The sequence below is a fragment of the Rhizobium johnstonii 3841 genome (assembly GCF_000009265.1).
Taxonomy (GTDB): Bacteria; Pseudomonadota; Alphaproteobacteria; order Rhizobiales; family Rhizobiaceae; genus Rhizobium; species Rhizobium acaciae.
The window spans coordinates 3,908,632-3,920,753 of the sequence record NC_008380.1; the positions used below are offsets into that span (position 1 = coordinate 3,908,632).

The window sequence follows — 12,122 nt, forward strand, 5'->3', positions numbered from 1 at the left end:
CTCGGAAAAACGTCAGCATGTCACTTCGCAGCGCCCTCCGCGCACAAACTGCAGATTGCCACGCCGCGGTCGACACCCTCTTCGGCAGTTTCAACCTCTCACGCACCCCGGATTATAAGGCTTTCTTGCGCGCGCATGCCCGCGTCGTACCGGCTATTGAACATGCGCTTGAGAATGGAGGAATCGGCCGTCTGCTGCCGGATTGGCCGGACCGAAGGCGCGCGCATCTGTTGGCTGCCGACATAAGGGAACTCGATGATCGATTGCCGGTGCTGCTTCCGCAACCGGTATTGCGCTGCGAAGCAGCGGTCTGGGGCGCCGCCTATGTCCTTGAAGGCTCCAAGCTCGGTGGCGCGCTGCTCGCCAAGGCCGTGCCCGACCACTTGCCCAGCAGCTACCTGAAGCCGCCAGGCCCGAAGGGCGCCATGCGGCTTTTCATGGATCGTCTTGACGCGAGCAAGGTGGACGAGCCCGGTGCGGCTGTCGCCGCAGCCCGCGATGTTTTCGAGCTCTTCCTCAAAGCGGGGCAAGTCGAATTGGAGGCCGTCCCATGAGCGGCACGCACGAACCCGTCGATCTCACCAACTGCGACCGTGAGCCGATTCACCAGCTCGGCTCGGTCCAGCCCTTCGGCTTTCTGTTGGCGGTGTCCTCAGACTGGATTGTCATGCGCGCCTCCGCAAATCTGGCGGAGTTTCTCGAAGTGACAGAGGCCAACGCGATCGGCCGTCCCGTTCTCTCTCTGATTACACCCGAAGCACTCCACACAATCCGCAACAAGCTTACCACGCTGCGCGGTTCCGACGTCGTCGAGCGCATTTTCGGCATTGCCCTGATGCCCGATCAAAACAGGTTCGACCTTGCCGTGCACCTTAACGGAGGTCAGGTCATCATCGAAGGCGAGCGCTGCCAGGAAGACAGGCACGACGCTGCGTCACTCTCGATGCGCAGTATGATGTCCCGCCTCGACCACACGGAAACACTGGAAGCTTTCTTCCGCGAAGGTGCAAGACAAGCGCGGGCGCTCACCGGTTTCGATCGGGTTATGGTCTACCGTTTCGACGAAAGTGGTTCCGGCGAAGTGGTGGCGGAAGCCGCCCGGGCCGGTATCGGATCGTTCCTCGGGCTGCACTATCCGGCTTCCGACATTCCGGTACAGGCGCGCGCCCTTTATCTGCGCAACCTGTTCCGCATCATTGCCGATGTCGACGCAGTCCCGGTCCCGATCCTGCCGCAGCTCGACGAGCACGGCCGGCCGCTCGACCTCTCCATGTCGATATTGCGTTCGGTCTCGCCGATCCACATCGAATATCTGAAAAACATGGGCGTTGGCGCTTCGCTCTCCATATCGATCGTTGTGGATGGTAGGCTCTGGGGCCTGTTTGCCTGCCATCACTATGGCCCGCGTCTGCCTTCGGCGCAAAGCCGCTCGACTGCCGAACTCTTCGGTCAAATGTTTGCTTCGCGCCTTGAAAGCCGCGAACGGCGACTGGCTCTCGACTACGAGACTAAGGCGCGCCGCATCGCCGACCGGCTTCTCACCTCCGTTGCAGACAATGCGAGCCTGCTCGACGATCCGGCCTGGCTGATCGAGGCGCTCGCCGACGCCATTCCTGCCGACGGGATCGGCGTCTGGATCAACGGCCGGCTGGCTCTTGCCGGCATCGGGCCGAATGAGAGAGGCTTCGCAGCTCTCGTCCGCCATCTCAACCGCAACGCCGCCGGCCGCATCTATGCCGTGGATAGGCTCGCGGAAGCCTATCCGGATCTTGAGGTCGACGATGCTGTGGCAGGCATGCTCGCCATCCCGATCTCACGTTCGCCGCGCGATTATGTCGTGCTTTTCCGTCAGGAATTGGTGCGCACCGTCCGCTGGGGCGGCGACCCGCACAAGCCGGTGGAATACGGCCCGAACGGCCCGCGGCTGACGCCGCGCAAGAGTTTCGAGGCGTGGTCGGAATTGGTGCGTGGTCGCTCTCTCCCCTTCACGGAGGCTGAGCACCGTGTCGCCGAAACCATCCGCGTCACACTGATCGAGGTGGTATTGCGCCTCACCGACGAGGTCAGCATGGCGCGCCAGTCGGCAAACGAGCGCCAAGAACTATTGATTGCCGAGCTGAACCACCGCGTCCGCAACATATTGAGCCTCATCACCGGCGTTATCCGGCAGTCACAGGCAACGTCGGTGAGCCTTGGCGACTACATCCGCCAGCTCGAGGGCCGCATCCAGTCGCTCGCCCGTGCCCATGACCAGATCACCCGCGATCACTGGGCACCTGCTTCGCTCCGGCAATTGCTGCTGGCAGAGACCGCCGCCTATTTCGGGAAAAATGCGCAACGCATCCAGATGGGCGGCGAGGATGTACTGCTGGAACCGGACGCATTTTCCACCGCCGCCCTTGTCTTCCACGAGCTGATGACCAACAGCGCCAAATATGGCAGCCTTTCCAGCACCGGCAGCGGCACGGTCCAACTTGGTTGGCACCGCGACGACCAGGGCAATCTGCGCATTGGCTGGCGCGAAAAAGATGGCCCGCCCGTCGTCGAACCCAAACGCCATGGCTTCGGTTCGACCATCATCCGCCGCTCGATCCCCTATGACCTCGGCGGCAAGGCCGAGGTCCGCTACGTCAAGGATGGGCTCGAGGCCGATTTCTGCATTCCGGCGCGACATGTCGTCGGTCCGACGAGCGAACGGTCAAATCCGGCTCCGGTCGGAACGACCGAACCCAAGACCAATCCCGACGATCAGCCGCTTTCCGGCCTGAACGTGCTGCTGGTGGAAAACAATCTGATCATCGCTATGGATGGCGAGGACATCCTGCGCCGCCTGGGCGCCGACGTGGCTACGGCGCCAAGCGTCACTGAGGCGATGGAAATTCTGGCCGGCCAGTCCTTCGATCTGGCGCTTCTCGATGTCAATCTTGGCGATGAGACGAGTTTCGGAATTGCCGACCGGTTGGCAGCTGATGGCGTGCCCTTCGTTTTTGCCACGGGCTATGGGGAAGGCATCGCCCAGGCGAACAGCCACTCGGACGCGCCCGTGTTGCAGAAGCCTTATACGATGGAAGGCGTGACGGATATTCTTGCCCGGGTGCCGCTTCGCAGGAGCGGGTAAAAACCTCACCCCCCGAGAGGATCCGGTCGCAGCCCGCCGATGAAGAGCTGTTCCAGAAACCGCGCCGCATCCTCGAAGCGTCCTTCGCCCGAATGTTCCTGCCCCAGCACGGCACGCACCTGGACGTCGAAATCCGCGTAATGCTGCGTTGTAGACCAGATGGAAAAGATCAGATGGTAAGGATCGCATTTGACGATCTTGCCTGATTTCGCCCAGGCGCGGATGACCTCCGCCTTCTCGTCGACCAGTTCCTTCAGCGGCCCCTTCAGCTCGTCCTCGATATGCGGCGCACCCTGCAGCACCTCGTTGGCGAAAAGCCGGCTCTCGCGCGGAAAATCGCGGGCCATCTCCAGCTTGCGGCGGATGTAGCTGCGGATTTCCGTCTCCGGGTTGCCTTCGGCGTCGAAAGCCCGCAGCGGCTCCAGCCAGGTGTAGAGAACTCGGTCGATCAGCGCCCGGTGCATGGCTTCCTTGGTGCGGAAATAATAGAGCAGGTTGGGTTTCGACATGCCGGCCACTTCGGCGATCTGGTCGATGGTCGAGCCACGGAAACCGCTTGCCGAAAACACGTCGAGCGCCGCTTCCAGGATCTGCTCTTCCTTCTCCTCCTGGATTCGCGTCCGCCTCAGGGTTTTCGCTGCTCTCGGTATGGTCACAGGCTGTCGTTTCCCCTTGAAATTCAACTTCTTCGCTCAAGTTTGGATTGGGGACGACCCTCACCCCTTCCTTGAGCAACTGCCCGCATTTTATCGGCAATTTTTGTGATTTTCGTCTTGAGCCCGGCGATGGAAGTTGTAATGTTTACCAATCGGTCAAATTATCCGCCAGATGCAAAACAAAGGCAACCGGCGATTTTCCTGCGCTCGACAAAACCAATAAGGGGGCGCAGGAAAGGACCACGGGAACAGGCGGGCATGCCCTTTGCATGACTGCCGCAAACAGGTGAGGGCATACAAAATGGTGGCAGCACCAGGCGAAAACATGCGCGTCAATGGCGACCGTCTCTGGGACAGTCTCATGGACATGGCGAAGATCGGCCCCGGCATCGCGGGCGGCAACAACCGCCAGACGCTGACGGACGCCGATGCGCAGGGCCGCAGCCTTTTCAAAAAATGGTGCGACGATGCCGGTTTGACCATGGGTGTCGACCGGATGGGCACGATGTTCGCCACCCGCCCCGGTACCGATCCCGATGCTCTGCCCGTCTATGTCGGCTCGCATCTCGACACTCAGCCGACCGGCGGCAAATATGACGGCGTTCTCGGCGTGCTTGCGGCTCTCGAAGTCGTGCGCACGATGAACGATCTCGGCATCAAGACCAAACATCCGGTCGTAGTGACCAACTGGACCAACGAGGAAGGGGCGCGTTTTGCCCCTGCCATGCTGGCGTCAGGCGTCTTCGCCGGCGTGCACAGCCTAGACTTTGCCTATAACCGCAGGGACCCCGAGGGCAATCTGTTCGGCGACGAACTGAAGCGCATCGGTTGGGTCGGCGACGAAGAAGTCGGCGCTCGCAAGATGCACGCCTATTTCGAATATCACATCGAGCAGGGACCGATCCTCGAAGCCGAGGAAAAGCAGATCGGCGTCGTCACCCATTGCCAGGGTCTCTGGTGGCTGGAATTCACGCTGACCGGCAAGGAAGCCCATACCGGTTCGACGCCGATGAACCTGCGCGTCAATGCCGGCCTCGCCATGGCACGCATCCTGGAAATGGTCCAGGACGTGGCGATGGGCGAACAGCCGGGCGCCGTCGGCGGCGTCGGACAGGTGTTCTTCTCGCCAAATTCCCGCAACGTGCTGCCCGGCAAGGTGGTCTTCACCGTCGACATCCGCTCGCCCGACAAGGAGAAGCTCGACCGCATGCGGGCAAAGATCGAGGCGAAGGCGCCTGAGATCACCGACGCACTCGGCGTCGGCTGTTCCATCGAGGCGATCGGCCACTTCGAGCCGATCACCTTCGATCCGAAACTGGTCACGTCGGTGCGCGACGCTGCCGAGCGGCTCGGCTACAGCCACATGAACATCATCTCCGGCGCCGGCCACGATGCCTGCTGGGCCGCCAAGGTCGCACCGGCAACGATGGTCATGTGCCCCTGCGTCGGCGGGCTCTCGCACAATGAGGCGGAAGAGATTTCCAAGGAATGGGCGATGGCGGGAGCCGATGTGCTGTTCCATGCGGTGGTCGAGACGGCGGAGATTGTCGTGTGATGGCTAATGTCACGCCCCGAGCCCCCTCATCCGACCCTTCGGGCCACCTTCTCCCCGCTGGGGAGAAGGGAACGGTAGACGTCGCGGTCTTCCCCTTCTCCCCTCGGGGAGAAGGTGCCCGAAGGGCGGATGAGGGGGCTCCGCGCGCGACGAAAATTATCAAGCAGGATATCCGGAAACATCGCACCAACAAGACCGACCAGGCCAGAATGCTTCGTCGCAACGAAACTGAAGAAGAATACCACCTCTGGAGCGACCTCCGCGCCCGCCGCTTGAACGGCTATAAGTTTGCAAGGCAAGTTCCCCTCGGCCCATTCATCGTCGATTTCCTCTGTCGTGAACAACGATTGATCGTCGAAGTCGACGGCTTCCAGCATGCCGATAGCGTGTCCGATCAGCGCCGAACTGAATGGCTCAATGTGAATGGCTATGCCGTGCTGCGCTTCTGGAACCAGGAAATCTCGCGCGAACGTCGCTCAGTACTCGAAACGGTTCTAGCCGCCTTACAGGGCCGGATTGAGGTCAGCTTAGAACTGCCCAGCTTCTATTCGCCAGCCCAATCTGCAGACAAGAACGGGGAATGATCATGACCACAGTCATCAAGAACGGCACCATCGTCACCGCCGACCTGACCTATAAGGCTGACGTGAAGATCGACGGCGGCAAGATCATCGAGATCGGGCAGAATCTCTCCGGCGACGAAACACTCGACGCTTCCGGCTGTTATATTATGCCCGGCGGCATCGATCCGCACACCCACCTCGAAATGCCCTTCATGGGCACCTATTCTTCCGACGATTTCGAGAGCGGCACGCGCGCCGCCCTTTCCGGCGGCACGACGATGGTGGTCGATTTCGCCCTGCCCGCCCCCGGCCAATCGCTGATCGAGGCGCTGACCATGTGGGACAACAAATCGACCCGCGCCAATTGCGATTACTCCTTCCACATGGCGGTCACCTGGTGGAGCGAGCAGGTCTTCAAGGAGATGGAGACCATCGTCCGCGACAAGGGCATCAACACCTTTAAGCACTTCATGGCCTATAAGGGCGCGCTGATGGTCGACGATGACGAGATGTTCGCCTCTTTCCAGCGTTGCGCCGAACTCGGCGCCCTGCCGCTGGTGCACGCCGAAAACGGCGACGTCGTCGCCTCGATGTCGGCAAAGCTGCTGGCCGAAGGCAATAACGGCCCCGAGGCGCACGCCTATTCCCGGCCCGCCGAAGTGGAAGGGGAAGCCACCAACCGCGCCATCATGATCGCCGACATGGCCGGCTGCCCGGTCTATATCGTCCACACCTCCTGCGAACAGGCGCACGAGGCGATCCGCCGCGCCCGCGCCAAAGGCATGCGCGTCTATGGCGAACCGCTGATCCAGCACCTGACGCTCGACGAGAGCGAATATTCCAATCCCGACTGGGATCATGCCGCCCGCCGGGTGATGTCGCCGCCCTTCCGTAACAAGCAGCATCAGGACTCACTCTGGGCGGGGCTTGCCTCCGGCTCGCTGCAGGTCGTCGCCACCGACCATTGCGCCTTCACCACGGCGCAGAAGCGTTTTGGCGTCGGCGACTTCACCAAGATCCCGAACGGCACCGGCGGCCTCGAAGACCGCATGCCAATGCTCTGGACGCATGGTGTCAACACCGGCCGGCTGACGATGAACGAATTCGTCGCCGTCACCTCGACCAACATCGCCAAGATCCTCAACATCTATCCGAAGAAGGGCGCGATCCTTGTCGGCGCCGATGCCGATATCGTCGTCTGGGACCCGCAACGTTCCAAGACCATTTCGTCCAAAGCCCAGCAGTCGGCGATCGACTACAACGTCTTCGAAGGCAAGGAAGTGACCGGCCTGCCGCGCTATACGCTGACGCGCGGCGTTGTCGCGATCGAGGAAAACACCATCAAGACCCGCGAGGGCCACGGCGAATTTGTCAGGCGCGAGCCGGTCACGGCTGTCAGCAAGGCGCTTTCCCAGTGGAAGGACATCACCGCGCCGCGCAAGGTGACGCGTAGCGGCATTCCGCCAAGCGGCGTATGACGACGATGGCGCAAGACGATACGGCCATCAACCGGGGACCGCTGCCTCTATGCCAATGACCTCACGCCGGCACCAAAGCGTCCAACTCCGGCAGAAGCACGACGCTTTCCTGCTCGTTCGGATCGGTGCGGGCGATGATCGCCGTGCACGGCGTGCTGCTGAGGTTTGCCGGCAGGTGCGGCACACCGGCCGGGATATAGAAAAGTTCGCCGGCATGGACGATGACATGATGCTCCAGCCGGTCTCCGTACCAGGTATGGGCCTCGCCGGAGAGCATGTAGATCGCCGTCTCGTGCGCCTCGTGCAGATGCGCCTTGGCGCGTACGCCCGGCGGGATCGTCAGGAGGTGCATGCAGATGCCCTTGGCGCCGACCGTCTCGGCCGCGACCCCTTGGAAATAGCTGAGCCCCTGCTTGCCGTCATAGGCATGATTGGGGCGAACGATGTGGCAGGTGGGCTTTGATGTCACGTCCATCCTCATCCTCCATGGAGTGTGTCGTCGATAAAACCGGCGGTAATGATAGCACGCAAACCGCGTTCCCGCGGCGAAAACAAGACTGGTCGCATTGATGCAAGCACCCTCCGTCGTATCCGCCAAGGATCTCTGTCTCACCTACCAGGCAAATGACGGCCCGGTGAGTGCACTGAGCAATGTCAATCTCGATGTCCGCAAGGGCGATTTCGTCTCTTTCATCGGCCCGTCGGGCTGCGGCAAGACCACCTTCCTGCGTGTCATCGCCGATCTCGAAAAGAGCACGTCTGGCGAGATCTCGATCAACGGCATGACACCGGAAGAGGCTCGCAAGGCCCGCGCCTACGGCTATGTCTTCCAGGCGCCGGCGCTCTATCCCTGGCGCACCATCGAAAACAACATCGCCCTGCCGCTGGAGATCATGGGCTATTCCGGCGCCGACCGGACGCGGCGCATCGACGAAGCGCTCGATCTCGTCAGTCTTTCGGGTTTCGAGAAAAAATTCCCCTGGCAGCTTTCCGGCGGCATGCAGCAGCGCGCCTCGATCGCCCGTGCGCTCACCTTCGACGCCGACCTGCTGCTGATGGATGAGCCCTTCGGCGCCCTGGACGAGATCGTCCGCGACCATCTGAACGAAGAGCTGCTGAAACTCTGGACCCGCACCAACAAGACGATCTGCTTCGTCACCCATTCCATCCCCGAGGCGGTCTATCTCTCGACCAAGATCGTGGTGATGTCTCCCCGCCCGGGCCGCGTGACCGATGTGATCGACTCGACCCTGCCGGCCGAACGCCCGCTCGACATCCGCGAGACCCCCGAGTTCCTGGAAATCGCCCATCGCGTCCGCGAAGGGCTGAGGACGGGGCACGCATGAGCAGCGGGAGCGTGCACCCTGGGGCCGGCACACTCCATGCCAACAAATGGGGGCAGTCGCTGTGAAACCCGATACATTCAAGGACAAGATCGTCCCCGTCACCACCATCCTGCTGGCCCTCGTCGTCATCTGGTATGTCGCCGCCATCTTGATGAACGCGCCGTTCCAGCGCGACATGGACAGCCGCGCCGGCGTCACACCTTCGACCCTCGAATTCATTGGCAAGACGCTGGCGCAGCCGAAGCCGATCCTGCCGGCGCCGCATCAGGTGGCGCAGAACGTCTACGAGAACACCTTTCTGCGCAGCCTTTCGAGCAACCGCAGCCTCGTCTATCACAGCTGGGTAACGCTCTCCTCCACCCTGCTCGGCTTCGGCTTCGGCATGCTGCTCGGCATCCTTCTCGCCGTGCTGATCGTCCACAACCGCGCCATGGACCGCTCGCTGATGCCCTGGCTGGTGGCGAGCCAGACCATACCGATCCTCGCCATCGCGCCGATGATCGTCATCATCTCTTACAACGTACTGACCGGCGACAATGCCGTTGCGCATCTGTTGAACCTCGATTCCGACGCCTCCCGCCTCGTCTCCAAGGCGCTGATCTCCACCTACCTCTCCTTCTTTCCGGTCGCCGTCGGCATGGTGAAGGGGCTGCGTTCGCCCGAAATCATGCATCTCGACCTGATGCGCACCTATTATGCCAGCCCGATGCAGACGTTCTGGAAGCTGCGCGTTCCAGCCTCGATCCCTTTCCTCTTCACCTCGATGAAGGTCGCGATCGCCGCCAGCCTCGTCGGCGCCATCGTCGGCGAGCTGCCGACGGGTGCCGTCGCCGGCATCGGTTCGAAGCTGCTCGCCGGCTCCTATTACAGCCAGACTATCGATATCTGGGCCGCCCTCGTCGCCGGATCGCTGCTGGCGGGCATCCTGGTTGCGATCGTCGGCGTTGCGGCGAAGATCGTCGATCGCGCCATGGGCGGGAGGCCGGCATGAGACATCTGACCTTCTCCTGGCAAGGTGTGGTCGCCCTCCTCCTCTGCGTCGGGGCGCTGACGGCCCTGCCGCTCCTGGCCGAGGGCGCGGCGCGCGCCCTCACCGACGGCACGGCAAGCCTCATTTTCACCATCGTCATCGCGGCTGCCCTGCTGTCATTCGCACCGCAGCCGCCGGCCTATCGGGCCACCGTGCTGTTTATCGGCGCGCATGGCGCCGCCTGGATGCTGCTTTCGGCTCTTTCCGGCAACGAGGGCACGGCGACGCGGGCTTTCTTCCTGCTGCTCTTTGCCTGCTGGCTGCTTGCCTGGCGATGCGTCAGCGAACTGTCGAAACTGCAGCCCGTCACGACTTTCGGCAAGTCGGTACTCCAGCTCCTGATCCCGGCGATCTTCGGCGCCTGGATCCTCATTCTCTGGGAAGCGGTGACGCGCGGCGCTGGCGTCCCCTTCATCCTGCTGCCGCCGCCGAGCGCCATCGGCGCGCGCTTCATGGCGTCGCTGCCCATCCTCGGCGCGGACGTCAGGCAGACGATCTTCAAGGCGGTGCTGATCGGTTATATCGTCGGCTGCCTCAGTGGCTTCGTCGTCGCGGTGCTCGCCGACCGCATCGCCTTCCTGCGCCGCGGCCTTCTGCCGATCGGCAACATGGTCTCGGCCCTGCCGATCATCGGCGTCGCCCCTGTCATGGTCATGTGGTTCGGCTTCGACTGGCCGTCGAAGGCCGCCGTCGTCATCATCATGACCTTCTTCCCGATGCTGGTGAATACCGTCGCCGGCCTTGCCGCCTCCGGCAGCATGGAGCGCGATCTGATGCGCACCTATGCCTCCGGCTATTGGCAGACGCTGCTGAAACTCAGGCTTCCGGCAGCAATGCCCTTCATTTTCAATGCACTGAAGATCAACTCGACGCTGGCGCTGATTGGTGCCATCGTTGCGGAATTCTTCGGAACGCCGATCGTCGGCATGGGCTTCCGCATCTCCACCGAGATCGGCCGCATGAATGTCGACATGGTCTGGGCGGAAATCGCCGTCGCGGCGCTGGCCGGCTCGATCTTCTATGGCATCATCGCCCTGACCGAACGGGCGGTGACGTTCTGGCATCCGTCTATCCGTGGTGGCTAGGCGCGCCCGGGCTCCAGAAACGGGGTCCGGGCATAACTTCAGAGGGTAAGGATAAGAAAATGAGAAAGTTGATGGTTGCAATGATGGCAAGCGCGATGTCGCTTGCATCGGCCCATGCGATGGCCGCCGACAAGGTGGTGCTGCAGCTGAAATGGGTCACGCAGAGCCAGTTCGGCGGTTATTACGTCGCCAAGGACAAGGGCTTCTACAAGGAAGAAGGCCTCGACGTCGAGATCAAGCCGGGCGGCCCCGATATCGCCCCCGAGCAGGTGATCGCCGGCGGCGGCGCCGATGTCATCGTCGACTGGATGGGCGGCGCCCTGGTTGCCCGCGAAAAGGGCGTTCCGCTCGTCAACATCGCCCAGCCCTACCAGAAGGCGGGCCTGGAAATGGTCTGCCGCAAGGACGGTCCGATCAAGACCGAAGCCGACTTCAAGGGCCACACGCTCGGCGTCTGGTTCTTCGGCAACGAGTATCCCTTCTTCGCCTGGATGAACAAGCTCGGCCTGTCCACAGAAGGCGGTCCAAACGGCGTCACCGTGCTGAAGCAGAGCTTCGACGTGCAGCCGCTCGTCCAGAAGCAGGCCGACTGCATCTCCGTCATGACCTATAACGAATATTGGCAGGCGATCGATGCCGGCTTCAAGCCTGAAGAACTGACGGTCTTCAACTACACTGAAATGGGCAACGACCTTCTCGAAGACGGCCTCTATGCGATGGAAGACAAGCTGAAAGACCCGGCCTTCAAGGAGAAGATGGTCAAGTTCGTCCGCGCTTCGATGAAGGGCTGGAAATATGCCACCGAGAACCCCGATGAAGCCGCCGAGATCGTCATGGACAATGGCGGCCAGGACGACAACCATCAGAAGCGCATGATGGGCGAAGTCGCCAAGCTGGTCGGCGACAGCTCCGGCAAGCTGGACGAGGCGCTCTATGCCCGCACGGCAAAGGCGCTGCTCGACCAGAAGATCATCAGCAAGGAGCCGTCGGGCGCCTGGACGCACGACATTACCGACGCTGCTTCTAAGTAGTTTCGGCAAGATGCTAAGCGAAACGCGCGGGAGTTATCCCGCGCGTTTTGTCTTTTTCTAGAGCATGATGCCGAAAATTGTGCGCGGCTTTCGGACGACATCATGCTCTATTTATTTGATTTGGATGCTGATTCGAATTTTAGGCCGGTCGGCCTAAGTCACCAACATCTAGCAACCGCAAAAATGCCTTGCAACTGTCGCATTTATCGGGCGTCAAACGTCTTAGGGATGAGCGCGATCAATCTTCGTAATGTTGACAT

11 protein-coding genes are annotated in these 12,122 nt (G+C 61.7%); 9 read left to right on the top strand and 2 right to left on the bottom strand.

Annotation, left to right across the window (positions count from 1 at the left end; translation table 11 throughout):
- The first annotated feature begins 17 nt into the window (after nucleotides 1-17).
- Nucleotides 18-554, top strand: a complete 537-nt coding sequence (locus RL_RS19145) for a biliverdin-producing heme oxygenase (protein WP_028743299.1) — start codon at nucleotides 18-20, stop codon at nucleotides 552-554.
- On the top strand, nucleotides 551-3,118 hold the full coding sequence (locus RL_RS19150; RefSeq protein ID WP_011653169.1) for an HWE histidine kinase domain-containing protein: 2,568 nt from the start codon (nucleotides 551-553) through the stop codon (nucleotides 3,116-3,118). The genes RL_RS19145 and RL_RS19150 overlap by 4 nt, the downstream gene beginning before the upstream one ends.
- 5 nt (nucleotides 3,119-3,123) lie before the next feature.
- Here RL_RS19150 and RL_RS19155 read toward each other — a convergent pair whose 3' ends face one another.
- Nucleotides 3,124-3,801: a TetR family transcriptional regulator C-terminal domain-containing protein gene (locus RL_RS19155; RefSeq protein WP_018073741.1), complete on the bottom strand. Its 678-nt coding sequence runs from the start codon at nucleotides 3,799-3,801 to the stop codon at nucleotides 3,124-3,126.
- 274 nt (nucleotides 3,802-4,075) lie between these two features.
- Here RL_RS19155 and RL_RS19160 point away from each other — a divergent pair, with 274 nt between their 5' ends.
- The 3 genes from RL_RS19160 to hydA are packed head-to-tail and all read left to right on the top strand — an operon-like array spanning nucleotide 4,076 to nucleotide 7,370.
- A complete protein-coding gene (locus tag RL_RS19160; protein ID WP_011653171.1) occupies nucleotides 4,076-5,329 on the top strand; it encodes a Zn-dependent hydrolase in 1,254 nt (417 codons plus the stop codon).
- Nucleotides 5,329-5,913, top strand: coding sequence for an endonuclease domain-containing protein (locus RL_RS19165; protein ID WP_011653172.1), 585 nt, complete (start codon nucleotides 5,329-5,331; stop codon nucleotides 5,911-5,913). The genes RL_RS19160 and RL_RS19165 overlap by 1 nt, the downstream gene beginning before the upstream one ends.
- A gap of 2 nt (nucleotides 5,914-5,915) precedes the next feature.
- The gene (gene hydA, locus RL_RS19170; RefSeq protein ID WP_011653173.1) at nucleotides 5,916-7,370 is read left to right on the top strand and encodes a dihydropyrimidinase; all 1,455 of its coding nucleotides are present in this window, start codon (nucleotides 5,916-5,918) and stop codon (nucleotides 7,368-7,370) included.
- Nucleotides 7,371-7,431: 61 nt separating this feature from the next.
- Here the strand turns inward: hydA and RL_RS19175 are convergent, their stop codons facing one another.
- Nucleotides 7,432-7,845 (bottom strand): cupin domain-containing protein, encoded by a 414-nt coding sequence (locus RL_RS19175; RefSeq protein WP_003542280.1) that lies wholly within the window; start codon nucleotides 7,843-7,845, stop codon nucleotides 7,432-7,434.
- A gap of 94 nt (nucleotides 7,846-7,939) precedes the next feature.
- On the opposite strand from RL_RS19175, the gene RL_RS19180 reads away from it, so the two are divergent.
- The 4 genes from RL_RS19180 (at nucleotide 7,940) to RL_RS19195 (ending at nucleotide 11,862) form a co-directional block, all read left to right on the top strand.
- Complete coding sequence (locus RL_RS19180; protein ID WP_041936432.1) at nucleotides 7,940-8,716, top strand: ABC transporter ATP-binding protein; 777 nt, start codon at nucleotides 7,940-7,942, stop codon at nucleotides 8,714-8,716.
- A 61-nt stretch (nucleotides 8,717-8,777) separates the two neighbouring features.
- Nucleotides 8,778-9,707 carry an ABC transporter permease gene (locus RL_RS19185; RefSeq protein ID WP_011653175.1) on the top strand — a complete coding sequence of 310 codons (930 nt, stop codon included), beginning with the start codon at nucleotides 8,778-8,780 and terminating at the stop codon, nucleotides 9,705-9,707.
- On the top strand, nucleotides 9,704-10,831 hold the full coding sequence (locus RL_RS19190; RefSeq protein ID WP_011653176.1) for an ABC transporter permease: 1,128 nt from the start codon (nucleotides 9,704-9,706) through the stop codon (nucleotides 10,829-10,831). Before RL_RS19185 ends, RL_RS19190 begins: the two co-directional genes overlap by 4 nt.
- 59 nt (nucleotides 10,832-10,890) lie before the next feature.
- Nucleotides 10,891-11,862: an ABC transporter substrate-binding protein gene (locus tag RL_RS19195; protein WP_003542286.1), complete on the top strand. Its 972-nt coding sequence runs from the start codon at nucleotides 10,891-10,893 to the stop codon at nucleotides 11,860-11,862.
- Nucleotides 11,863-12,122: the final 260 nt, after the last annotated feature.

Coding starts and splice junctions, on each gene's coding strand:
- RL_RS19145 (WP_028743299.1), top strand. CDS start 18: ATGTCACTTCGCAGCGCCCTCCGCGCACAAACTGCAGATTGCCACGCC.
- RL_RS19150 (WP_011653169.1), top strand. CDS start 551: ATGAGCGGCACGCACGAACCCGTCGATCTCACCAACTGCGACCGTGAG.
- RL_RS19160 (WP_011653171.1), top strand. CDS start 4,076: ATGGTGGCAGCACCAGGCGAAAACATGCGCGTCAATGGCGACCGTCTC.
- RL_RS19165 (WP_011653172.1), top strand. CDS start 5,329: ATGGCTAATGTCACGCCCCGAGCCCCCTCATCCGACCCTTCGGGCCAC.
- hydA (WP_011653173.1), top strand. CDS start 5,916: ATGACCACAGTCATCAAGAACGGCACCATCGTCACCGCCGACCTGACC.
- RL_RS19175 (WP_003542280.1), bottom strand. CDS start 7,845: ATGGACGTGACATCAAAGCCCACCTGCCACATCGTTCGCCCCAATCAT.
- RL_RS19180 (WP_041936432.1), top strand. CDS start 7,940: ATGCAAGCACCCTCCGTCGTATCCGCCAAGGATCTCTGTCTCACCTAC.
- RL_RS19190 (WP_011653176.1), top strand. CDS start 9,704: ATGAGACATCTGACCTTCTCCTGGCAAGGTGTGGTCGCCCTCCTCCTC.
- RL_RS19195 (WP_003542286.1), top strand. CDS start 10,891: ATGAGAAAGTTGATGGTTGCAATGATGGCAAGCGCGATGTCGCTTGCA.